The organism is Vibrio sp. QJM3NY_27 (genome assembly GCF_057785955.1).
In genome coordinates, this window is sequence record NZ_CM173511.1 from 611343 (window position 1) to 634258 (window position 22916).

Genomic DNA, 22916 nt, shown 5'->3' on the forward strand with positions numbered 1-22916 from the left:
TACGAAATTAAGTTCAAAAAAAACGCGCTAATAAATTAGCGCGTTTTCGAATAAATATGACAACGTTGATTAAGGCAGTGGGTTTAACTCAATCAATTTTTCTGTTCTTGAAGCTGCGTCTTCTAAACCTAGTTGTTTATAAGCTTCTAACTGAATATCCAAAGACTTACGTGCAGCGATGGTGTCTGGGTAAGTCTTCTGCAGCTCTTGTGTTCGGTTTACAGCTGCAATCCAAGCTTCACGGCGTAGGTAGAAATCAGCGGTTGCTAAGTCATACTCTGCGAGGCGGTTCTTAAGTGCGAACATGCGTTTTTGCGCATCTTCCGCATAAGGGCTGCTAGGGAAGCGTTCCAGTAGTCGTTTGAAGTCAGCAAACGCGAGTTTCACTGGCTCTGGATCTCGGTCACTACGGTCGATATTAAAAATGTCGTGCATGAAGTTACGGTCTTGTGCCATGTGCGTTAGGCCGCGCATGTAAAGCACCCAGTCTTGTTTTTCATGAGTCGGGTTTAAGCGTAGGAATCGAGAAATGGTGGCAAGGCCTAACGCCAAGTCATCATTTTTGTAGTACGCGTAAATCAGATCTAGCTGTACTTGTTCCGAATAGGCGCCGAATGGGTAACGAGAATCTAAAGCTTCTAGCTTTTCGATTGCAGAAAGCCAGCTACCGCTCTGCAGGGACTCTTGAGCGTCAGAGTAAAGAACCGATGGTGGTACATCCGGTACTATTTCTTCAGTACTTGAACAGCCAACTAAGAGTGATACGGCTAATAGACCCGATAAAGTAAGGTGTTTCATGTCAGGCGTCGATTCCTTGAATTAAATATTTCGTAAGCTTCCGTTACTTTCTAACCAGTAACAGATACAATGATGCAATTATTCTATTTTATCCATACTAATGGGTATTAGTCTCACGGTTTTTAAAAAAGTTCGATATGGCTCAGCAGATAACATTAACAGACACAGTAAAAAGCAGCCAGTTAGGTCAACGTTTAGACCAAGCTGTCGCTGAACTATTTACCGATTTTTCTCGCTCTCGTATTAAAGAGTGGCTTCTTGACGGCAAAATCCAAGTGGATGGCGAAGTTATCACTAAACCGCGCACCATAGTTTTGGGCGGTGAAGCGATCATCCTACAAGCGGAGCTTGCAGATGAAGAGCGCTGGGAAGCACAAGATATTCCGTTAAACATTGTCTATGAAGATGATGATTTATTGGTTATCAATAAGCCTCGCGATCTGGTTGTACACCCAGGTGCAGGTACGCCGGATGGAACCATACTAAACGCATTGCTTTTCCATTACCCTCAGATTGCAGAAGTACCTCGTGCGGGTATTGTGCACCGTCTTGATAAAGACACAACCGGTCTTATGGTTGTGGCTAAGACGGTTCCAGCTCAAACTCGCCTTGTACGTGCACTTGCTAAACGTCGTATCACTCGTGAATATGAAGCAATTGCTATTGGTAAAATGACCGCGGGTGGTGTGGTTGAGAAAGGCATTAGCCGTCATGCAACTAAACGTACTTTAATGGACGTGAATGAATTGGGTAAGCCTGCGGTAACTCACTACCGTGTTGCGGAGCACTTCCGCGAACATACTCGTATTCGTCTACGCCTAGAAACAGGTCGTACTCACCAAATCCGTGTTCACATGTCATACCTTCAGCATCCTCTGTTAGGTGATATTGCATACGGTGGTCGTGCACGTATTCCAAAAGGTGCATCTGAAGAGCTGACGACAATGATTCGTTCTTTTGATCGCCAAGCGCTACATGCTGTAATGCTTAAATTTGTTCACCCTATTACTGGTGAAGAAGTTGAGTTCCACGCACCTGTTCCAAATGACATGGTTGTGATGGCAGAAGCATTACGTGTTGATGCTCGCGAAAACATAGAAGACGACATTTAATCGTGTCAATGATCATCCCTGACTGGAACGCACCAAAAAACGTGAAAGCATTTGCTTCGACTCGTTTCGATGGTTGTTCTACAGGTGCTTATCAAGGGTTAAACCTCGGTATGCACGTTGGGGATGATACTTCGTTTGTTGAAAGCAATCGAATATGGCTAAAGCAACAATCTAAGATGCCCACAGCTCCAGTATGGCTAAATCAAACTCACTCAACGGATGTCGTTACGGTTTTAGAACCGGTGACGAATGTTCTTGATGCTGATGGTGCATTTACCTCTGCAAAAGGTGTCGTGTGTTCAGCGATGACGGCTGATTGCTTGCCAGTACTTCTTACCGATACCAAAGGCACTCAAGTCGCGGCTGTTCATGCGGGTTGGCGTGGTCTTGCTGGTGGCATTCTTGAAAATGCCGTCGCAAAGTTTTCAAATCTAGATTCAGATAATCAGATCATGGCTTGGCTTGGCCCAGCAATTGGCAAAGATGCATTTGAGGTTGGCAACGATGTGTTGGAAGCTTTTGTTCGTTTTGACACTCAAGCGAGATTAGCATTTCAAACCAAAGCTGAATCTGGCAAATGGCTGGCAAACATGTCTCAACTCGCGACTCAACGATTAATGAAAGTTGGCGTGACTTCAGTGACAGACTCGAATCTATGTACATACGCAGATTCAGATGCTTTCTATTCTTATCGCCGTGATGGCATTACTGGACGTCAGGCTACATTTATTTGGTTAGAGTAATCTCTGGCTAGCACAACCACTCATCCAGCTCATTTATATTTTCATATAAGCTCTATTCTTCACTCTTATCCCTTGAAAATCCGCGTTACCGTATCCATCTTCTAACCATAAGATAAACATATCTAAGAGTAGGAAGGTTGGCATGCGTCTCGATCGGTTCACTAGTAAATTCCAAATTGCGATATCTGATGCTCAGTCGCTCGCATTAGGTCGTGATCACCAATATATAGAACCTGTACACCTAATGGTGTCTTTGCTTAATCAAGATGGCAGTGCGATTCGTCCATTGCTTACTATGCTGAACATTGATGTTGTTCAATTGCGTTCTAAATTGAGCGAAATATTAGACCGAGTGCCAAAAGTAAGTGGTATTGGTGGTGATGTTCAGCTTTCGAATGCCATGGGAACGTTGTTCAACCTATGTGACAAGGTCGCGCAAAAGCGCCAAGACAGTTACATATCTTCAGAAGTATTCCTACTCGCTGCAATTGAAGACAAAGGTCCTTTAGGGAACTTACTTAAAGAGTTAGGCCTTACTGAGCAAAAACTATCTCAAGCTATCGAGCAAGTTCGTGGTGGTCAAAAAGTCGATGACCCGAATGCGGAAGATAGACGCCAAGCATTAGAGAAGTTCACCATTGATCTGACTGAAAGAGCAGAGCAAGGCAAACTAGATCCTGTGATTGGTCGAGACGATGAAATCCGTCGTACTATCCAAGTACTTCAACGCCGTACTAAGAATAACCCCGTTATTATTGGTGAACCTGGTGTCGGAAAAACGGCAATCGTTGAAGGTTTGGCGCAGCGCATTATCAATAATGAAGTACCGGAAGGCTTGAGAGGGCGACGAGTTCTTTCATTAGACATGGGCTCTTTGATTGCAGGTGCTAAATATCGTGGTGAATTTGAAGAGCGCTTGAAATCGGTTCTCAACGAATTATCGAAAGAAGAGGGCAACATTATTCTCTTCATCGATGAAATTCACACCATGGTAGGAGCAGGTAAAGGCGAAGGCTCTATGGACGCCGGTAATATGCTGAAACCAGCATTGGCTCGTGGTGAGCTGCATTGTGTAGGCGCAACGACACTCGATGAACATCGTCAGTATATAGAGAAAGATCCTGCATTAGAGCGTCGATTCCAAAAAGTGATAGTCGATGAGCCAACCGTTGAAGACACGGTTGCGATTCTTCGTGGTTTGAAAGAGCGCTATGAACTTCACCATCATGTAGAAATTACTGACCCAGCGATTGTAGCGGCGGCAACGTTATCTCATCGATACGTTTCAGATCGTCAGTTACCAGATAAGGCGATTGATCTCATTGATGAAGCGGCTTCGAGCATTCGCATGCAGATCGATTCAAAACCTGAGTCGCTAGATAAGCTCGAGCGCAAAATCATTCAATTGAAGATCGAGCAGCAAGCTCTCACTAATGAAAATGATGAAGCCAGTGAAAAGAGGCTTCGCACGCTGCAAAGTGAACTTTCTGAGAAGGAGCGGGATTTTGCTGAGCTTGAAGAAGTTTGGAACGCTGAAAAAGCGGCGCTTTCCGGGACGCAACATATCAAATCAGAGTTAGAACAAGCTCGTATGGATATGGACTTTGCAAGGCGTGCTGGCGATCTTAACCGAATGTCTGAATTGCAATATGGTCGAATCCCAGAGTTGGAGAAGCAGTTAGACCTCGCGACTCAAGCTGAAATGCAAGAAATGACCTTATTACGTAATAAGGTAACTGATGCTGAAATTGCCGATGTTCTTTCAAAGCAAACCGGCATTCCGGTTTCTAAAATGCTAGAGGCAGAAAAAGAGAAGCTTCTGAAAATGGAAGGTGTTCTGCATAAGCGGGTTATTGGGCAAGCCGAAGCGGTAGAAGTGGTATCGAATGCAATTCGTCGTAGTCGTGCTGGTTTATCAGATCCAAATAAGCCGATTGGTTCTTTCTTATTTCTTGGTCCAACGGGCGTAGGTAAAACCGAACTGTGTAAAACATTGGCTAACTTCATGTTTGATAGTGACGATGCCATGGTTCGTATCGATATGTCTGAGTTTATGGAGAAACACTCAGTGGCTCGTTTGGTTGGTGCTCCTCCAGGTTACGTTGGGTATGAAGAAGGTGGTTACTTAACTGAAGCTGTTCGTCGAAAACCTTATTCTGTGATTCTGCTTGATGAGGTAGAGAAAGCGCACCCTGATGTTTTCAATATTCTATTGCAGGTTTTAGATGATGGACGATTAACCGATGGACAAGGTCGCACGGTCGATTTCAGAAATACCGTAGTGATCATGACATCTAATCTTGGCTCTTCGAGAATTCAAGAAAACTTCAATACGCTCGATTACCAAGGAATAAAGAATGAGGTGATGGAAGTGGTAGGTAAGCATTTCCGCCCTGAGTTTTTGAACCGTGTTGATGAAAGTGTCGTGTTCCATCCATTAGGCCAAGCTCACATCGAGTCAATAGCCGCTATTCAGCTTGAGCATTTGAAGAAACGAATGGAAGACAACGGCTATGAGCTTGAAGTTTCGGACAAAGCACTGAAGTTGATCTCTCAAGTCGGCTTTGATCCTGTCTATGGTGCGAGGCCTCTTAAAAGAGCAATTCAGCAGAGTGTTGAGAACCCATTAGCTAAAGCGATACTTGCAGGGAAAATCAATCCGGATAAGAAAGTGCAGCTATTAGTGAATAACGACCGAATTATTGCTCACCAATAATTAAGGTAAGAACGATAGGTACGATTAGTCGAAATTAAGACGTAATCGTACCTATTTTGAACGCTTTGTGTGAATAGTATCCGAACGATCGCCTGCTGCGGTCTTTTTTCGTTTTTGGCCTTGTACAAAGGGGGATTCTCTCTATAATGCGCCTCCGTTGCCAGGGATAACTAAGCAGTTTGAACTAAGTAACGAGACGACATTAAGCATTTAAGATGCTTTGAAAAATTAGCTGGAAAAAGTGTTTGACACTGGAACCCAATTCGCTAGAATGGCCGTCCACTTAGAGAGGCTCCTTACTAAAAGGAACGCTCAATAAGTAAAGCTCTTTAACAATTTAAACCTATCAATCTGTGTGGGCACTCGTTGATGAATATCAAAACGTTATTACTTAGGTAATGACAGTTACTTCGGTAACAAACTTGATTTCAATGAACTGAGTGACCAATACAAAATTAAGTTTACTTAATTTTGGCACAGTCAATTCATTATCATTCTGTTGGAATGGTAATAGCTTTAGAATTACATGTTTCTGTTCTTTTTCGAAAGAGCGGTAAATATTAGTTTTGAAGTCAGTATTCGTTGAGTCACAAAATCTTAAATTGAAGAGTTTGATCATGGCTCAGATTGAACGCTGGCGGCAGGCCTAACACATGCAAGTCGAGCGGAAACGACACTAACAATCCTTCGGGTGAGTTAATGGGCGTCGAGCGGCGGACGGGTGAGTAATGCCTAGGAAATTGCCTTGATGTGGGGGATAACCATTGGAAACGATGGCTAATACCGCATAATGCCTACGGGCCAAAGAGGGGGACCTTCGGGCCTCTCGCGTCAAGATATGCCTAGGTGGGATTAGCTAGTTGGTGAGGTAATGGCTCACCAAGGCGACGATCCCTAGCTGGTCTGAGAGGATGATCAGCCACACTGGAACTGAGACACGGTCCAGACTCCTACGGGAGGCAGCAGTGGGGAATATTGCACAATGGGCGAAAGCCTGATGCAGCCATGCCGCGTGTATGAAGAAGGCCTTCGGGTTGTAAAGTACTTTCAGTTGTGAGGAAGGGTGTGTAGTTAATAGCTGCGCATCTTGACGTTAGCAACAGAAGAAGCACCGGCTAACTCCGTGCCAGCAGCCGCGGTAATACGGAGGGTGCGAGCGTTAATCGGAATTACTGGGCGTAAAGCGCATGCAGGTGGTTCATTAAGTCAGATGTGAAAGCCCGGGGCTCAACCTCGGAACTGCATTTGAAACTGGTGAACTAGAGTGCTGTAGAGGGGGGTAGAATTTCAGGTGTAGCGGTGAAATGCGTAGAGATCTGAAGGAATACCAGTGGCGAAGGCGGCCCCCTGGACAGATACTGACACTCAGATGCGAAAGCGTGGGGAGCAAACAGGATTAGATACCCTGGTAGTCCACGCCGTAAACGATGTCTACTTGGAGGTTGTGGCCTTGAGCCGTGGCTTTCGGAGCTAACGCGTTAAGTAGACCGCCTGGGGAGTACGGTCGCAAGATTAAAACTCAAATGAATTGACGGGGGCCCGCACAAGCGGTGGAGCATGTGGTTTAATTCGATGCAACGCGAAGAACCTTACCTACTCTTGACATCCAGAGAAGCCAGCGGAGACGCAGGTGTGCCTTCGGGAACTCTGAGACAGGTGCTGCATGGCTGTCGTCAGCTCGTGTTGTGAAATGTTGGGTTAAGTCCCGCAACGAGCGCAACCCTTATCCTTGTTTGCCAGCGAGTAATGTCGGGAACTCCAGGGAGACTGCCGGTGATAAACCGGAGGAAGGTGGGGACGACGTCAAGTCATCATGGCCCTTACGAGTAGGGCTACACACGTGCTACAATGGCGCATACAGAGGGCAGCAAGCTAGCGATAGTGAGCGAATCCCAAAAAGTGCGTCGTAGTCCGGATTGGAGTCTGCAACTCGACTCCATGAAGTCGGAATCGCTAGTAATCGTGAATCAGAATGTCACGGTGAATACGTTCCCGGGCCTTGTACACACCGCCCGTCACACCATGGGAGTGGGCTGCAAAAGAAGTGGGTAGTTTAACCTTTCGGGGAGGACGCTCACCACTTTGTGGTTCATGACTGGGGTGAAGTCGTAACAAGGTAGCCCTAGGGGAACCTGGGGCTGGATCACCTCCTTATACGAAGATAGTCACGATGAGTGTCCACACAGATTGATTAGGTTTAGAAAGTAAAAGAGTAGAAATACTTTTCCAGATGGGGCTATAGCTCAGCTGGGAGAGCGCCTCGCTGGCAGCGAGGAGGTCTGCGGTTCGATCCCGCATAGCTCCACCATCTTTAAGTGTTTTTCTTTGAAAATATTTAAAAATGGTTCCCTTCTTTTAGTAGAAGTTGAATCAAGCTCTTTAACAATTTGGAAAGCTGACTGATTGATTACTTACGAGTAATTCAATCAAATTTAAAAGTTCTCAATGTTTATCTTTCATTAGATAAACACAACAAACACATTCAAGTGTCTTGTATTCGAATCAAATTTATTTGATTCACAATTGAGTCCGGCAAACAGTCATTGAGAATTAACCCTTCTTAATGACAACCAAAAACCTTGGTTAGTTGCCATACGCTTATTTGTCTTCACTTTTTAAAGTGAAAGCAAATAGAAACCCTTTCGGGTTGTATGGTTAAGTGACTAAGCGTACACGGTGGATGCCTTGGCAGTCAGAGGCGATGAAAGGCGTAATAACTTGCGATAAGCCCAGATTAGGTAGTAATAACCTTTTGAGTCTGGGATTCCTGAATGGGGAAACCCACTTGCATAAGCAAGTATCCTGTTGTGAATACATAGCAACAGGAGGCAAACCGGGGGAACTGAAACATCTAAGTACCCCGAGGAAGAGAAATCAACCGAGATTCCGAAAGTAGCGGCGAGCGAAATTGGATTAGCCCTTAAGCTTTTAATGATGCAGGTGAAGAGTCTGGAAAGTCTCGCAATAAAGGGTGATAGCCCCGTAACCGACACATCATAATCAGTGAAAACGAGTAGGGCGGGACACGTGATATCCTGTCTGAATATGGGGGGACCATCCTCCAAGGCTAAATACTACTGACTGACCGATAGTGAACCAGTACCGTGAGGGAAAGGCGAAAAGAACCCCTGTGAGGGGAGTGAAATAGAACCTGAAACCGTGTACGTACAAGCAGTAGGAGCACCTTCGTGGTGTGACTGCGTACCTTTTGTATAATGGGTCAGCGACTTAATTTTAGTAGCAAGGTTAACCGTTTAGGGGAGCCGTAGGGAAACCGAGTCTTAACTGGGCGTACAGTTGCTAGGATTAGACCCGAAACCAGGTGATCTAGCCATGGGCAGGTTGAAGGTTGAGTAACATCAACTGGAGGACCGAACCGACTAATGTTGAAAAATTAGCGGATGACTTGTGGCTAGGGGTGAAAGGCCAATCAAACCTGGAGATAGCTGGTTCTCCCCGAAAGCTATTTAGGTAGCGCCTCGGACGAATACTACTGGGGGTAGAGCACTGTTAAGGCTAGGGGGTCATCCCGACTTACCAACCCTTTGCAAACTCCGAATACCAGTAAGTACTATCCGGGAGACACACGGCGGGTGCTAACGTCCGTCGTGGAGAGGGAAACAACCCAGACCGCCAGCTAAGGTCCCAAAGTATAGCTAAGTGGGAAACGATGTGGGAAGGCTCAGACAGCCAGGATGTTGGCTTAGAAGCAGCCATCATTTAAAGAAAGCGTAATAGCTCACTGGTCGAGTCGGCCTGCGCGGAAGATGTAACGGGGCTAAGCTATACACCGAAGCTGCGGCTACGTACCTTAGGGTATGTGGGGTAGGGGAGCGTTCTGTAAGCCGTTGAAGGTGTGCTGTAAGGCATGCTGGAGGTATCAGAAGTGCGAATGCTGACATGAGTAACGATAAAGGGAGTGAAAAACTCCCTCGCCGGAAGACCAAGGGTTCCTGTCCAACGTTAATCGGGGCAGGGTAAGTCGACTCCTAAGGCGAGGCCGAAAGGCGTAGTCGATGGGAAACGGGTTAATATTCCCGTACTTCTTACAATTGCGATGGGGGGACGGAGAAGGCTAGGTGGGCCTGGCGACGGTTGTCCAGGTTCAAGTATGTAGGCGGGTGGTTTAGGTAAATCCGGACCACTACTAACGCTGAGATACGATGTCGAGCTACTACGGTAGTGAAGTCATTGATGCCATGCTTCCAGGAAAAGCCTCTAAGCTTCAGATTGTAAGGAATCGTACCCCAAACCGACACAGGTGGTCGGGTAGAGAATACCAAGGCGCTTGAGAGAACTCGGGTGAAGGAACTAGGCAAAATGGTACCGTAACTTCGGGAGAAGGTACGCTCTTATCAGTGAAGTCCCTTGCGGATGGAGCAGACGAGAGTCGCAGATACCAGGTGGCTGCAACTGTTTATTAAAAACACAGCACTGTGCAAAATCGTAAGATGACGTATACGGTGTGACGCCTGCCCGGTGCCGGAAGGTTAATTGATGGGGTTAGTCTTCGGACGAAGCTCTTGATCGAAGCCCCGGTAAACGGCGGCCGTAACTATAACGGTCCTAAGGTAGCGAAATTCCTTGTCGGGTAAGTTCCGACCTGCACGAATGGCGTAATGATGGCCACGCTGTCTCCACCCGAGACTCAGTGAAATTGAAATCGCTGTGAAGATGCAGTGTACCCGCGGCTAGACGGAAAGACCCCGTGAACCTTTACTACAGCTTGGCACTGAACATTGAACCTACATGTGTAGGATAGGTGGGAGACTATGAAATTGCGTCGCTAGATGTGATGGAGTCGTCCTTGAAATACCACCCTTGTAGTTTTGATGTTCTAACGTTGGTCCCTGAATCGGGATTACGGACAGTGCCTGGTGGGTAGTTTGACTGGGGCGGTCTCCTCCCAAAGAGTAACGGAGGAGCACGAAGGTGGGCTAAACACGGTTGGACATCGTGTGGTTAGTGCAATGGCATAAGCCCGCTTGACTGCGAGAATGACAATTCGAGCAGGTGCGAAAGCAGGTCATAGTGATCCGGTGGTTCTGAATGGAAGGGCCATCGCTCAACGGATAAAAGGTACTCCGGGGATAACAGGCTGATACCGCCCAAGAGTTCATATCGACGGCGGTGTTTGGCACCTCGATGTCGGCTCATCACATCCTGGGGCTGAAGTCGGTCCCAAGGGTATGGCTGTTCGCCATTTAAAGTGGTACGCGAGCTGGGTTTAGAACGTCGTGAGACAGTTCGGTCCCTATCTGCCGTGGGCGTTGGAAAATTGAAAGGGGCTGCTCCTAGTACGAGAGGACCGGAGTGGACGAACCTCTGGTGTTCGGGTTGTCATGCCAATGGCATTGCCCGGTAGCTAAGTTCGGAATCGATAACCGCTGAAAGCATCTAAGCGGGAAGCGAGCCTTGAGATGAGTTTTCCCTGGCACTATAAGTGTCCTAAAGGGTTGTCGTAGACTACGACGTTGATAGGCAGGGTGTGTAAGTGCTGCGAGGCATTGAGCTAACCTGTACTAATTGCCCGTGAGGCTTAACCATACAACACCCAAGGGGTTTTGTGGACTCAGATGTACCAGACCTTGAATGAGTTTGAAGAGATATAACTTTTAAATCAGTTTTCCGAATTTTAAAATTTGCTTGGCGACCATAGCATTGTGGACCCACCTGATTCCATGCCGAACTCAGAAGTGAAACACAATAGCGCCGATGGTAGTGTGGGGTTTCCCCATGTGAGAGTAGGACATCGCCAGGCTTTAAATTAAGTCTTTAGGTTGACCGACCTGGAGATATGGACGCTCACTTAGTGAGTTGACCACTGCGGAGTGGTAGTTCAGTTGGTTAGAATACCGGCCTGTCACGCCGGGGGTCGCGGGTTCGAGTCCCGTCCACTCCGCCACTTATTCAGAGGTTCAGCTCTTTAAAACTGAAATAGGGGTGTAGCTCCAATTGGCAGAGCAGCGGATTCCAAATCCGCGTGTTGGGAGTTCGAATCTCTCCACCCCTGCCATATTTAAGGCTCTAGCAGAAATGCTAGAGCCTTTTTGCTTTCTGAATCTAATATACGCCATTAGCAAAGCAGCGGATTCCCCGACTTACCAAAACAGCGCGTGTTGGGAGTTCGAATCTCTCCACCCCTGCCATATTTAAGGCTCTAGACTGCGCGTCCCGGCAGAAATGCTCGAGCCTCTTTGTTTTCTATTATTTGGATATTAACCATCTATCCAAATAAAAACCTCTCTTTATCTTCAAAATATCATCCTCGATATGCACCTATTTCCTAATGACGACTAGTATGAAAATAGAGATCATTTATTTGGAATTGTTATGAGGTTATTTTGTACATCAGCTCTTATCTTTTGTTCGTTTTACGTATCGGCAACCTCATGGGAAAAAGAAAAGAGCCCGACAAGACACTCAACCTCATCAATCGGAAGTTATGCCAATGGGTGCCTTGATGGCGCAGAGGCTTTGCCTATTGATGGGCAGGGCTACCAAATTATTCGCCCTCAGCGAGAACGCTACTATGGTCATACCGAGGCCATTCAATTTGTTGAAAGACTAGGTGTAATTACAAGCGAGCAGTTCAACACCAACTTATTAGTTGGCGACATTTCGTTACCTCGAGGGGGACGCTTCTCATCTGGTCATTCAAGCCACCAGACAGGGTTGGATATTGATATATGGTTAAGGCTCACTGATGAGAGACTTTCCGAGAATGAACTCGCGGTTCCTAAGCCTATAAGCGTTGTCGACCTTACCAATTACAAATTACGTAAATCAAATTGGACCAATGATCATTTTCAAGTGATTCGCTATGCAGCCAAAGATGAAAAAGTGGTACGAATTTTTGTTCATCCTGTCATTAAACAAACTCTTTGTGACCAAGAAAATTCTGATGCTAATGAGCGAGCTTGGCTAGGTAAAATCAGGCCTTGGTGGGGACACCATTCTCATTTTCATGTTCGTTTAAAATGTCCTAAAGGCAGTTCTAACTGTATAGCTCAAGCAAATCCGCCAAAAGGTGATGGTTGTGGAGATGAACTTGCAAGTTGGGCTCCGCAGACCATTCCAGTTCCTCCACCTAAAAAAGTGGCTAACAGTAAGAAAAAAAAGAAAGTTAAAGTGATGCCTAGCCAGTGTTTGGCTTTGATATCGAATAAGTAATCGAGTTTATCGAGGCTTTTTGCAGTGGTAATGCCACTGGTTTTCTTGACCTTAAAACTGGAGAAATGTCACACTTTTGCCTAGAGTTTATAAACACGTAATTAAGAACATCGTTTGATATTAAAAAAACAACAACGACAACAGTAGTAACAATGGCGAATTTGATAACGTTTGGTCAGGGATGGAGAGTTTTGGGGTGAAAGATACGGCTTATGTGCAGTTGTGAAATCAGAGTCTGATACCCGTCGATAGATAATTCAAGGATAAGACTATGACTATGATTTGTGCAAAGGAATTTTCAGAATGGTTAAGACATAGGTTCAGTACGGAAAACTCAGGTATTTCTATCTCAAGAGATGATATTAATCAACTGACCGGTAGACAACGATTAGCCCCCAGTTTCGTCAATGATGTGCACTATGAATTAATGCAGTATGGAATGGCATTTGTAACAGACACCAGTAGGGAAAATTTTTATCTTGTTCCTATAGCGCAAGCGATAAATTGGCGAGAGCGACTCGAATATCAATTTGAAAAAGAGCTCTTCTGCAATATTTATCCAATTGGTAAATCGGGATAAAAAAAAGGTTCAACTTATGGTTAAGTTGAACCTTTTCTTTTTTAGGTCAAGCCTTGAATGATAACAAACTTCTCTAGTAGCTCGTCGTCAGTTTCAATATGGTTTGGGTCAGTGATTATGCACTTTGTAATAGGGCACACTGACTGACATGTTGGCTTCTCATAGTGACCTTTACACTCAGTACATAAATCAGGATCGATTTCGAAGATACTGTCACCCATCGTGATTGCGCCATTTGGGCATTCTGGGTCACACATATCGCAGTTTATGCACTTGTCAGTTATTAACAGAGCCATTGCTTTCTTCTCAGTAGAGTTTCTAGGTAAAGTTATTTACCTGAAGCGTTACGTGTATCTTGGCCTGCGCTCAAGTTACGCATTAACAAACCAAATTCTAGGTCAAGGTCAGCCGGTACTGGAATAAATACAAAGTGACCGTTACCTTTTGCGTCCTCTACTGGCTGAGATTTACGGTTCTCCATAACTTCTAACTTGAAAACGATGTTACCTTTTGGTGTCATCATTTCTAAGCTATCGCCAACTAGGAACTTGTTCTTCACTTCGACTTCCGCTAAGTCACCACGGCGGTTGCCAGTGAATTCACCTACGAATTGTTGAGTATCTGAGATTGAGTAACCGTACTCGTAGTTTTGGTATGTGTCGTGAGTGTGGCGACGCAAGAAACCTTCAGTGTAGCCACGGTGAGCTAGGCTCTCTAGCGTACCCATAAGGCTTTCATCAAATGGTTTGCCAGCTACCGCATCATCGATAGCTTTACGGTAGACCTGTGCTGTACGTGCACAGTAGTAGAAAGACTTAGTGCGGCCTTCAATCTTCAATGAGTGAACACCCATCTTAGTTAAGCGCTCTACGTGTTGGATTGCGCGAAGATCTTTTGAGTTCATGATGTAAGTACCATGCTCATCTTCAAACGCTGCCATTTTCTCTTCAGGTTTGTGTGACTCAGAAAGCAACACGACTTCATCAGTTGGCTTGCCAAGGCCTAGAGTGTTATCTGGACGTTCGTCTTGAACTTCAATACCCTGAGTTTCTACTTCTTGAATTGCAACACCTGTTGGGTTTGCTTCAACGATCTGACCGTTTTCATCTTCTTTCGCAGCTTCGGTTTTGTATTCCCAACGACAAGCGTTAGTACAAGTACCTTGGTTTGGATCGCGTTTGTTCATGTAACCAGAAAGTAAGCAACGACCTGAGTAAGCCATGCATAGTGCGCCGTGAACAAAGATCTCTAGCTCTGTTTCTGGGCAGTGTTCGCGAATCTCTTCGATTTCTTCAAGAGATAGCTCACGAGATAGGATCACACGCTCAACGCCTTGAGTTGACCAGAACTTAACGGTCGCCCAGTTTACGGCATTTGCTTGAACTGAAAGGTGGATCGGCATTTCAGGGAATGATTCACGTACCATCATGATAAGACCTGGATCTGACATGATAAGAGCGTCTGGGCCCATCTCAACAACTGGCTTAAGGTCGCGAATGAATGTTTTTAATTTAGAGTTGTGTGGCTGAATGTTACATACAACATATAACTTTTTGCCTTGAGCATGAGCTTCATCGATACCGATTTGTAGGTTTTCGTGATTGAACTCGTTGTTACGAACACGAAGGCTGTAACGTGGCTGGCCAGCGTAAACTGCATCTGCGCCGTAGGCGAATGCGTAACGCATGTTTTTAAGGCTTCCTGCCGGTGATAATAGTTCAGGTACAAATGGTTTTTGTGTAGTCATTGCTTCGTTCTCTAATCTGATCTCAAGTCAGGTTGATACCACCAAGTGATATCAAAGGGGCGCAAATTTTACGCTAAAATGAGTTTGGTTGATAGCCCTAAAGATAACAATGGTATTGCGAAGAGTGTTGTTAGGTGTTGATAAGCGGGGTGGAGAAGAAAACAAGCTCAGATATCGTCGACACCTGAGCTCTAAATCGAAACAATTAAGCGTTAGGTTGAGTTAACCCGCCTAATGATTCAAATAGGTTTGGAAGGAAAACACTGAACTCACCACAAAGTAGAGAGAAGTCTGCATCAAAACGCGCAGCTTGATCTTCGCGAGGAATATCGTCGTTCTCATCTTTTAGTTCATCACTGAATTTCAGGCGCTTGATGCTGCCATCTTCAGCAAGGATGAACTCAATGCGATCTTGCCAGTTGATCAGAAGCTTAGTCACAACTTTGTTGGCTTCAATGTGGTTTTTAATCTCATCCGCTTCTAGTTCTTGTTTCTTAACTCGAACAATGCCGCCGTCTTCTTGGATTGATTTAAGCTCTGCTTCATCAAGCATAGTGATACCTTGAGGCGTATCGCCTGATTTAACCCACTCAGTTAACGTTGTTTCAATCGCTTGCTCTGGAATTGCAGGTACTACTGGCAGGCTGCCCATTGTCTTACGTAGCAATGCCAATACATCTTCTGCTTTTTTGTAGCTACTAGCATCAACTACAATAAAGCCTTCTTTCGGCATGATCAGTGCGTAAGTGAAGTTACTGCGGCTGAAAGCACGAGGAAGAAGATCGATGATGATGTCTTCTTTTAGGCTGTCTTTCTCTTTCTTTTTCAGAGGAGTACCAGACTCCGCTTCAAGCGTTTCTACTTTTGCATTCAATGAATCTTTGATCACAGAAGCTGGAAGCATTTTCTCTTCTTTCTTTGCACAGATGAGAATGCGGTTTTCTGATACGTGCGTCATCATATCGCCGTGTCTACCCATCGCATTTACCCAACCAAACTTCTGTTTGTCTTGGCTACCACAAGGGGTAAAACGGAACTCTTCAAGTTGTTTCTCTAACTGATCTGCGTTGAAGTCTATATCACGATTAAAGCGATAGACGAGGCAATTCTTAAACCACATAAATATTTCTCATACCTTTATCTGAAGACGCTCATCATAGGAGATTTCGATCCATTTGTCTTATACCTGCAATAAAAATTAAAAGTGAAATGTTTGAGACAGTTATATGAAAATTTGTTTTCAAAGGTCACAAAAGTGTCATAATTAAACCAGATAATGCAATGCGTTGATTAAATACTAAGGCTATTCAATTATGTCGAGAAGGATTCTGGTCGTTGAAGATGAAGCACCTATTCGTGAGATGTTGTGTTTTGTACTTGAGCAAAAAGGCTACCAAGCAGTAGAGGCTGAAGATTACGATACAGCGGTAAACAAGCTATGTGAACCTTTCCCAGATCTAGTATTACTAGATTGGATGCTACCTGGTGGTAGCGGGATAAACTTTATCAAGCACATGAAGCGTGAAGAGTTAACTCGCAACATCCCAGTGGTGATGCTGACGGCTCGTGGCGAAGAAGAAGATAAGGTGCGTGGTTTAGAAGTGGGCGCTGATGATTACATCACCAAGCCATTTTCACCCAAAGAGCTCGTGGCTCGCCTGAAAGCGGTTATCCGCCGTGTAACGCCTACTGCATTAGAAGATGTGATTGATGTACAAGGCCTTAAGCTAGACCCTGTATCTCATCGTGTTACCGCAAGCGAAGGTCCAGTTGATATGGGACCAACAGAGTTCAAAATGCTGCATTTCTTTATGACTCACCAAGAGCGTGTGTACAGTCGAGAGCAACTACTGAACAACGTTTGGGGTACCAACGTTTACGTTGAAGATCGCACTGTTGATGTACATATTCGACGCCTGCGTAAAGCACTTGAATCTGCAGGTCACGATAAGCTAATTCAAACGGTTCGCGGCGCGGGCTACCGTTTTTCTACAAAGGCTTAATGTGGCTTCGCTACCCAGTTTACGGAGTCCTGAATGGTTGAAAAGTTAACCTGGAAAAAGCTGGCTTGGGAGCTGGCTTTTTTTTACGCACCTTGGGTTTTAGTCGGTTGGATATTCGGCTACTTACCTTGGTTATTGCTGGCTGCTACGGTATTGCAGCTCGGCTGGCATCTACATTATCAAATGCGTTTGTCCGCTTGGTTATGGGATGAAAAGCGTTTAACACCACCATCAGGTTCTGGAAACTGGGAATCTCTGTTTAACGGTATTTATCGTATGCAGCAGAGACAGCGCCGTAAAAGAAAAGAACTGACTAACCTGATCCGCCGTTTCAGAAATGGTGCTGAATCCTTACCCGATGCCGTTGTGGTGTTTCGCGGTGAAGGCAATATTGTTTGGTGTAACAAGCTTGCTCAGTATTTACTGGGTTTTCGCTGGCCAGACGATTCAGGTCAACCGATCTCTAACTTGATCCGCACGCCGGACTTCATCAAGTATCTTAATAAACAAGACTTTTCAGAACCGTTAGAGATGCCTTCGCCACTTAACGTGGAGCGCATGCTTGAGCTGCGTATCGTGCCTTACACTGAAGGTGAGCATTTGATGGTAGTACGTGATGTTACCCAGCTAAAACAACTGGAAGGCATGCGTCGTAACTTTTTCGCTAACGTTTCTCACGAGCTACGCACTCCAATGACCGTACTTCAGGGCTATCTTGAAATGACGGAAGATCCAGACATGGTCGTTGGGCCTATGTGGCCTAAGGCTCATGGTGTGATGACAGAGCAATTGAATCGCATGAACAGTTTGGTCAATCAGCTTCTTACTCTTTCTAAGATAGAAGCGGCGCCAATGCATGAATTGGATGAAGTGGTTAACGTTCCGGCGATGTTGGAAGTTCTTGAAAAAGAAGCCGCTAGTCTCAGTGGAGAGCGAGAACACAAGCTGGAATTTGATATTGATAAGAGCTTACGCGTATTAGCTGATGAAGATCAGTTAAGAAGTGCGATATCGAATCTAGTTTACAATGCAGTGAAATACACGCCGTCTGGTGCGACCGTAAAGGTGCGTTGGTACCAAACCAGTCAAGGCGCGTGTTTGGATGTGTCAGACACTGGAGACGGTATCGAACCACAACACTTGCATCGACTTACAGAGCGTTTCTATCGTGTTGATAAAGCGCGTTCACGCGATACTGGTGGTAGTGGTCTTGGGTTAGCGATTGTGAAGCATGCGCTTAGCCATCATGACTCACATTTAGAAATTCAAAGTGAAGTTGGCGTTGGTAGCCGATTCCATTTCACGCTACCTAATCGATTGACCGTGTCATGAGTTGTTTGACTCGCAGGATGCGTTTACCCGTCAGCTTATTGTTAACATTTGCTTTGGTTAACCCAGTTCATGCCGAGCAAGGTGTAGATTCTCTTCCTGATTATTCTAAGGTACCGGGTATTTCTGGCAGCTTGTTGTCTGTCGGTTCGGATACTTTAGCGGGAATGACTACGTTATGGGTTGAAGAGTTTAAGTCTTACTACCCGAACGTGAATGCTCAAGTTCAGGCTTCTGGATCATCCACTGCACCTCCTGCATTAACGGAAGGTACTGCTCACCTTGGGCCGATGAGTCGTCCAATGCGCCTACGAGAAGTGGAAGCGTTCGAAAGGGAGCATGGCTATAAGCCGACGGCGCTTCGAGTTGCTATCGACGCGATTGGTCTTTTTGTACATCGTGATAATCCTATCGAGGGGCTTAATTTTCGCGAAATTGACAGCATATTTTCAGAGACATTGCGCTGTGGCGCGACTAAGCCGCTAAATAATTGGCAAGATTTAGGTATCAGCCAGCCATGGGCAAAACATAGATTCCAACTGTTTGGTCGTAATTCCGTTTCGGGAACCTACGGCTACTTCAAACAAAACGCATTATGTAGTGGCGACTTCAAAAACCGAGTCAATGAACAGCCAGGATCTGCGTCGGTTGTACAGTCGGTCGCTTCATCAATCAGCGGGATAGGGTACTCAGGTATTGGTTATCGAGTGGCCGGTGTTAAGTTAATTCCTATCGCAGAGTACGGTTCTGATTATGTAGAGCCGACTCGAACGAATATCTTGAGCGGTGATTACCCTCTATCTCGCTTTCTTTATGTGTATGTGAATAAGCACCCAGATAAACCACTTTCTCCTGTTGAAAGAGAGTTCCTCACTTTTGTGTTCTCAAAGCAAGGGCAAGAACTGGTAGAGAAAGATGGTTATTTAGCGATACCGTCAGAGTTTGCTGAGCAAGAGTTGGCAAAAATCGGACTCTGATTTAGGTACAATGAACGTAGAAATTTAACGTATGAACAGCTTGCTAGCCGCAGGCTGTTTTTATTTTGTAGGCGCATCATTCAAGCTTCAACGACCACCCAACATCTTGCCAGCGTCGTTGTTCTTCTTTGAGTTCATAATCAAGCAGTTGATTTTCAGCTAACCAGTCGATGGTATCTCCTTCTAAACACCAATTCTCATCTTGCTCAATGGTTAATTTTACATTCGGTATTGGCGATTGGCTTCGCTGTCGATTGAGCAGGATTGCTATCCTCAGTATTCGAATTAACAACGCTACCTGCCCTGTATTGAATAGCGTGAGATCCGGTAAGTAACTAAGCTTAATCGCTTTTCTTTGATAGCGAACTAATGTTGAGATCAGACGCTGCTGCTCAGTATTGAAACCGGGCATAGTCGTATGTTTAAGTAGATAAGCTGAATGACGGTGATAACCTTGGAATGCGATACTTTGTCCAACTTCATGAAGCAATGCAGCCCATCCAATTAGATCATAAAGTTCATTATTTACCGCAGTACTCACCTGAGGTTGCGCTTGTTTCAGTAATGAAAGGGCGAGTGCTTTGACTTTCTGGCCATGAACTACGTCAACATGGTATCGAGAGACAAGCGTTTCGGCGGTTCTTGTTCGAACATCAATATCTTTAAACCGATCTTCCATGTCATAAAGAACCCCTTCTCTTAAGGCACTATCGGAGAAATGCAATTCATTGATGTTGAGCATATCCATAACTGCTGAAAGAATGGTGACGCCAGCGGCAAACACCGGCTTTCTTTCATCACTTAAACCTGAAAGGTCTAATCCCTTAGATGATGGAAATTCACATAAGTGGTTCTTCAAATAGGATAGGCGTTGCGGCGTAATGAGACCATCGGTGAACCCTAGGCCAATGAGTACCTCTTTTATTGATTTAGCCGTCCCTGATGAGCCAAAGGCAACTTCCCAAGAGATTTGTTTATATTCTTCAATTAATGGCATCAACAGGCGAGTAGCAGAGACATAAGCATCGGAGAAGTGCTGTGATGTCAGTCCTCCATCGGCAAAGAAGCGCTGAGTAAAACTGACGCATCCCATCGGTAAGCTACGCATTATTTGGGGTGTAAAGCCTTGCCCTGCGACGATTTCGGTACTCCCGCCACCGATATCAATAACTAATTTGGACTCGGAAGCGGCTTGAGTGTGCTCTACGCCGTTATAGATAATTCGAGCTTCTTCTTGACCTGAGATGATCTCTATTGGAAAAGGAAACAATGGTTTAGCTTGCTCTAAGAAGTCTTTGGTATTTTTAGCCTTTCTTAGGGTATGAGTCGCGACGACTCTGACATCATCAAGTTCAAAATCCGCTAGTCGTTCTGCGAATACCTTGAGGCACTCCAATCCCCGTTCGATAGCGCTTTCGGATAAGAAGTTACGCTCATCCAACCCATCGCCTAACCTCACTTTCTGTTTATGTCTGCTGACTAATTGCAGGTGTTGTTCGAATACTCGGGCAACCACCATATGAAAGCTGTTCGAACCTAAATCGATAGCGGCAATACATCGAGAATGTTTGTTATCAATTAGCGGCATGACTTCTTCTCTTGTTTGTTCTTCTTGCGAGCAAGTTTCTCCATACGTTTAATATAGTGGTAAGTGGAGAGTTGTGACGTCGGGTAATCAAGTGAGTTTGCTGGTGGTTGTATGTAAGGGTTGCTCATCGATTGCTCTAGCACTCGGGCTTTGTTGCTGTCATCGAAATGAAACTCGGTGATATCGATAATGGTTTGCTTGATCTTTGGATCTAAAATTGGGGCTGCAACTTCGATGCGATGATCAAAGTTTCGTGTCATCCAGTCGGCAGAGGAGATATAGACTTTTGGATTTCCAGCGTTACCAAAGATCATCACTCTTGGGTGTTCGAGAAAACGATCGACCACACTAACAATCTCAATCTGCTCACTGATGTTGGGGACTCCTGGTACGAGAGAGCACATACCACGAATGACCATTCTCACTTTTACATTGGCTTGGCTGGCCTGATAGAGCTTCTCAATGATCTCTCGGTCGACCAAATTGTTGAGTTTTAGAGTGATGCTTGCAGGCTTGTTCTCTATCGCGTTTTGTATTTCATTATCTATCAATTGATACAGACGTTTTCTTGTATTCTTTGGTGACACAATCAGTTGTTTGAACTGTGATTCTTGATAAGGGTTTTCAATGTACTTAAAGGCTTGTCTCACCTCTTGGGTCAAATCTTCATTCGCAGTGAGCAGAGAAAAATCGGTATACACGCGCGCTGTTACTTCATGAAAGTTACCGGTGCCAATATGAGCGTAATGCGCCGTATGCTTGCCTTCTTTCCGTTTAATGAGCAGCAGCTTAGAGTGAATTTTCAAACTTGGGATACCATGGATGACTTTTATACCGGCTTCTTGAAGTTTCTTTGTCCACTGAATATTGGCTTGTTCATCAAAGCGGGCTTGCAGCTCAACGACGACAGTTACTTTTTTACCATTGTGTGCCGCATCGATGATCGAGCTAAGGAGTTTTGAGCCTTCTGCAACACGGTAAACGTTTATTTTTATGGAGGTTACCTTCGGGTCAAAGGAAGCCTGCCTCACGAGTTCAGTAATGTGATTAAAGGTGTGATAAGGGTAATGCAACAAGATGTCACGAGCTTTGATCGCTTCGAAATAGTTTGGGTAGTGACTGAAATGCGCGCACTTAATCACGGGTAGTGGACGATTAACTAAATCACGTCGATTAAGGCTTGGGAACTCAGAGAAATGTTTGAAGTTATGATAGCGACCTCCGGCGATAACACTGTCGTAGTCAGATAGTTTTAGTCTGACTTGTAAGAAACTGAGCATTTCAGCTGGCATTTCTGACTCATAGATAAGGCGTATCGGTAGTGCCGTTAAGCGCTGTTCTAAACCTAAAGACATAGATTCTAATAAGCTGCTTTCATTGTTCTCTTGAAGGTCATAATCGGCGTCACGAGTCATTTTTATAGCAAAACAACGTAATGAGTCATACTCAAAGAACCCTTTGAGCAAGTCATCTAAACAAAATCGAACTATATTATCTAACAAGATCAAAGTCGTACGCTGTGAACCAGAAGCTTCCGGTAGCTTAACAAACCGAGGGAGGGCTTCTGATGGAATTTCGAGTAACACGTATTGAGAAGATGTCTCTCGCTCAATGTCGATGGCTAAGTAACTTTGCTCGTCTTTCATAATATTGAGCAACTGGCTATCTTCGTTCAAGAGAAACGGAGTTAAATGTGGAAGCACTTTTTTCTTAAAGTACTTTTTGATCCACTCACTTTGCTCTTCGCTGATTTGCTGTTCGTTGACCAGAAAAATACGATTGCGCGCCAGTTCCAATAGTAAGTCGCTATACAGTTCATGGAATCGAGCATCGAGCTTACTTGCTTTGCTCTGCATTTGAGTTAGTAGGGTTTTCTGCGAGCTGGCAGGTAATTGAGGATCTTGAAGTAAGATCTTTCGTTTCACATCAGCAAATCGGACTTTGTAAAACTCATCGAGGTTTTTCGAGTAAATACCTAAAAAACGAACTCTTTCGATTAAGGGTACTGATTTGTCGGCTGCTTCTTGGAGCACTCTTTCATTGAAGGATAACCAGCTAAGTTCTTTTGTGACATAGTCTTTTTCCATCGAGATGATAATCCTTTAGTGCTGGCTATAGAGCTGATTACTTTAATTTAGAATGACAAAATT

14 protein-coding genes, 3 tRNA genes and 3 rRNA genes are annotated in these 22916 nt (G+C 44.9%); 14 read left to right on the plus strand and 6 right to left on the minus strand.

Going from position 1 to position 22916, the window contains the following annotated elements:
- Nucleotides 1-69: 69 nt before the first annotated feature.
- Nucleotides 70-798 carry an outer membrane protein assembly factor BamD gene (locus AC3CIA_RS02710; protein WP_004735032.1) on the minus strand — a complete coding sequence of 243 codons (729 nt, stop codon included), beginning with the start codon at nt 796-798 and terminating at the stop codon, nt 70-72.
- A gap of 137 nt (nt 799-935) precedes the next feature.
- Here AC3CIA_RS02710 and rluD point away from each other — a divergent pair, with 137 nt between their 5' ends.
- From rluD to AC3CIA_RS02765, 11 genes are all read left to right on the plus strand, one after another.
- Nucleotides 936-1910 (plus strand): 23S rRNA pseudouridine(1911/1915/1917) synthase RluD, encoded by a 975-nt coding sequence (rluD, locus tag AC3CIA_RS02715; RefSeq protein ID WP_054548366.1) that lies wholly within the window; start codon nt 936-938, stop codon nt 1908-1910.
- A gap of 8 nt (nt 1911-1918) precedes the next feature.
- A complete protein-coding gene (gene pgeF / locus AC3CIA_RS02720) occupies nt 1919-2653 on the plus strand; it encodes a peptidoglycan editing factor PgeF (RefSeq protein WP_054548365.1) in 735 nt (244 codons plus the stop codon).
- Nucleotides 2654-2795: 142 nt separating this feature from the next.
- Nucleotides 2796-5369: an ATP-dependent chaperone ClpB gene (clpB, locus tag AC3CIA_RS02725; RefSeq protein ID WP_017077748.1), complete on the plus strand. Its 2574-nt coding sequence runs from the start codon at nt 2796-2798 to the stop codon at nt 5367-5369.
- A gap of 599 nt (nt 5370-5968) precedes the next feature.
- Nucleotides 5969-7523: ribosomal RNA gene (locus tag AC3CIA_RS02730) — 16S ribosomal RNA — on the plus strand.
- 78 nt (nt 7524-7601) lie between these two features.
- Nucleotides 7602-7677 (plus strand) — tRNA-Ala (locus AC3CIA_RS02735).
- A gap of 345 nt (nt 7678-8022) precedes the next feature.
- Nucleotides 8023-10916 (plus strand): 23S ribosomal RNA (locus tag AC3CIA_RS02740).
- Nucleotides 10917-11014: 98 nt separating this feature from the next.
- Nucleotides 11015-11130: ribosomal RNA gene (gene rrf, locus AC3CIA_RS02745) — 5S ribosomal RNA — on the plus strand.
- The 16S, 23S and 5S rRNA genes sit together here with 3 tRNA genes alongside, the layout of an rRNA operon.
- A gap of 67 nt (nt 11131-11197) precedes the next feature.
- Nucleotides 11198-11274 (plus strand) — tRNA-Asp (locus AC3CIA_RS02750).
- A gap of 34 nt (nt 11275-11308) precedes the next feature.
- Nucleotides 11309-11385 (plus strand) — tRNA-Trp (locus AC3CIA_RS02755).
- Nucleotides 11386-11702: 317 nt separating this feature from the next.
- Nucleotides 11703-12542, plus strand: a complete 840-nt coding sequence (gene mepA, locus AC3CIA_RS02760; protein ID WP_488518479.1) for a penicillin-insensitive murein endopeptidase — start codon at nt 11703-11705, stop codon at nt 12540-12542.
- Nucleotides 12543-12813: 271 nt separating this feature from the next.
- Nucleotides 12814-13122 carry a hypothetical protein gene (locus AC3CIA_RS02765; RefSeq protein ID WP_488518480.1) on the plus strand — a complete coding sequence of 103 codons (309 nt, stop codon included), beginning with the start codon at nt 12814-12816 and terminating at the stop codon, nt 13120-13122.
- A 41-nt stretch (nt 13123-13163) separates the two neighbouring features.
- Here AC3CIA_RS02765 and AC3CIA_RS02770 read toward each other — a convergent pair whose 3' ends face one another.
- From AC3CIA_RS02770 to rdgC, 3 genes are all read right to left on the minus strand, one after another.
- On the minus strand, nt 13164-13418 hold the full coding sequence (locus AC3CIA_RS02770) for a YfhL family 4Fe-4S dicluster ferredoxin (RefSeq protein WP_004735061.1): 255 nt from the start codon (nt 13416-13418) through the stop codon (nt 13164-13166).
- 32 nt (nt 13419-13450) lie between these two features.
- Entirely contained in the window at nt 13451-14869 is a 1419-nt protein-coding gene (gene trhP, locus AC3CIA_RS02775; RefSeq protein WP_017106506.1) for a prephenate-dependent tRNA uridine(34) hydroxylase TrhP, read from the minus strand.
- A 205-nt stretch (nt 14870-15074) separates the two neighbouring features.
- Nucleotides 15075-15989, minus strand: coding sequence for a recombination-associated protein RdgC (rdgC, locus tag AC3CIA_RS02780; RefSeq protein ID WP_004735063.1), 915 nt, complete (start codon nt 15987-15989; stop codon nt 15075-15077).
- Nucleotides 15990-16182: 193 nt separating this feature from the next.
- On the opposite strand from rdgC, the gene phoB reads away from it, so the two are divergent.
- From phoB to AC3CIA_RS02795, 3 genes are read left to right on the plus strand one after another with little or no spacing between them, the layout of a single operon-like run.
- Complete coding sequence (gene phoB, locus AC3CIA_RS02785; protein ID WP_004735064.1) at nt 16183-16872, plus strand: phosphate regulon transcriptional regulator PhoB; 690 nt, start codon at nt 16183-16185, stop codon at nt 16870-16872.
- A gap of 33 nt (nt 16873-16905) precedes the next feature.
- Entirely contained in the window at nt 16906-18204 is a 1299-nt protein-coding gene (gene phoR, locus AC3CIA_RS02790) for a phosphate regulon sensor histidine kinase PhoR (RefSeq protein ID WP_488518481.1), read from the plus strand.
- The gene (locus tag AC3CIA_RS02795) at nt 18201-19178 is read left to right on the plus strand and encodes a PstS family phosphate ABC transporter substrate-binding protein (protein WP_488518482.1); all 978 of its coding nucleotides are present in this window, start codon (nt 18201-18203) and stop codon (nt 19176-19178) included. Before phoR ends, AC3CIA_RS02795 begins: the two co-directional genes overlap by 4 nt.
- 76 nt (nt 19179-19254) lie before the next feature.
- Here AC3CIA_RS02795 and ppx read toward each other — a convergent pair whose 3' ends face one another.
- Both ppx and ppk1 read right to left on the minus strand, forming a co-directional pair.
- The gene (gene ppx, locus AC3CIA_RS02800; RefSeq protein WP_488518483.1) at nt 19255-20766 is read right to left on the minus strand and encodes an exopolyphosphatase; all 1512 of its coding nucleotides are present in this window, start codon (nt 20764-20766) and stop codon (nt 19255-19257) included.
- Complete coding sequence (gene ppk1, locus AC3CIA_RS02805; RefSeq protein ID WP_488518484.1) at nt 20757-22853, minus strand: polyphosphate kinase 1; 2097 nt, start codon at nt 22851-22853, stop codon at nt 20757-20759. The genes ppx and ppk1 overlap by 10 nt, the downstream gene beginning before the upstream one ends.
- Nucleotides 22854-22916: the final 63 nt, after the last annotated feature.